General features: G+C 47.2%; 2 protein-coding genes. Both read right to left on the bottom strand.

Translation table 11 applies throughout. The annotated features are described in order from the left end of the window. Window positions 1-587, bottom strand: a 587-nt coding sequence (locus ACFRAK_RS28470) for a cbb3-type cytochrome c oxidase subunit I (RefSeq protein WP_394573110.1), incomplete at its 3' end; no start/stop codon positions are given. Window positions 588-670: 83 nt separating this feature from the next. Beyond that, window positions 671-1,584 (bottom strand): cytochrome c oxidase subunit II (gene coxB, locus ACFRAK_RS28465; protein ID WP_394573109.1); only part of this gene is annotated, 914 nt, incomplete at its 5' end.

Below are 1,584 nucleotides of genomic sequence, written 5' to 3'. Positions count from 1 at the left end.
GGGAATGCGAACAGGATCATAGCCGAAGTGATGAACACGGTCCATGTAAACATCGGCATTCTCATGAACGACATCCCCGGTGCACGCATGGTAATGATCGTTGCCAGGAAGTTAATCCCCCCGATCAACGTACCAATACCGGCTATCTGCAAGCCGATCGTGTAGAAGTCGACGCCGTGCGTAGGCGAATATTCATTAGAAGACAGTGGCGGATAGGATGTCCATCCTGCATCAGGTGCTCCACCCATAATCCAGCTCAGGTTAAGCAACAATCCACCGAATAAAAATGTCCAAAATCCGAGTGAGTTCAGAAACGGGAACGCAACGTCGCGCGCCCCGATCTGCAATGGAACTACCGCATTCATCAGTGCGAAGATGATCGGCATGACGCCCAGGAAGATCATCGTGGTTCCATGCATTGTAATCAATTCATTAAATACTTGAGCCGATACCAAGTCGTTCATCGGTTTAATCAGTTGAAGACGAATCAGTATCGCTTCAATACCACCGATCCCGAAGAAGAAGCCGCCCGCTATCAGGTATAATATCCCGATCTTCTTATGGTCCACGGTTGTTAACCAATCCATGATCCCTGAATAGCGTTTGACGCTATGGCTATTAGCATGAGCATGAGCCAAGGTTTGTACCCCCTTTTAAAGTTCTTGCTGTATTAATAATCCAACTTATAATTGGCTAAGTAATCGGCAAGTTGCTCGATTTCCTCGTCACTGAAACCAAGATCCTTCGGATCTGGCATCGTGTTTCCAGGTTTTACAGCCTGTGGCTCCATCAGCCATTCAATCATGTTGTCCTTAACTGGCTTCGTTCCTGGTTTGCCGCTTATATCGTTCAGCAAGATACTCGCTACAGTCTCACGCGATCCCATACCTGTCAGGTTAGGCCCCGCACTTCCGCCCTGATCGCCTACAGCGTGGCAAGAGAGACAGTTGGTCTTGAACTTCTCAGCAAGGGCATTATCCGCAGGAAGTACAGCAGGCGCTTTCATTGCTGTTACCCATCGGTCAAACGTTGCATCATCCACTGCTTTCACCCGGAATTCCATGAATCCGTGCGAAGGTCCGCAGAGCTCGGCGCATTTACCAATGAATGTATCCGCTTTGTCAGCAACTAAAGTCAAGTAGTTGACGCTGCCCTCTGCATTGGTATCCATTTTACCGCCAAGCGATGGTACCCAGAAGGAGTGAAGTACATCATTTGTTTTCAATTGGAACGATATTTTCTTGCCAACCGGAATGATCAGCTCTTGACCCGTTCTCACATCTTGGTCTGGATAATAGAACTCCCACCAGAATTGATGAGAAGTTACTTCCACCTTCAGAGCGTCTGGATTATTCCAGTCACTTTCACCATAAGCAAATACCTTTTGAATAGTAGGAACTGCAAGCACGAGTACGAGGAGCAGCGGAATCGCTGTCCAGATGATCTCCAGCTTATGGTTACCTTCTACTTGCTCAGGAATTTCATTGTTTCCCTTTCTTCTGCGGAACTTAACAAGCACGTAAGCGGCAATTGCAAATACCACAACCATTACGACGATCATAATCGAAATGGAGAGCTTAATTA

It is taken from the genome of Peribacillus sp. NPDC056705 (assembly GCF_043656335.1).
The sequence above is the reverse complement of the archived record's forward strand: the minus strand, read 5'-3'. Positions and strand labels throughout refer to the sequence as shown.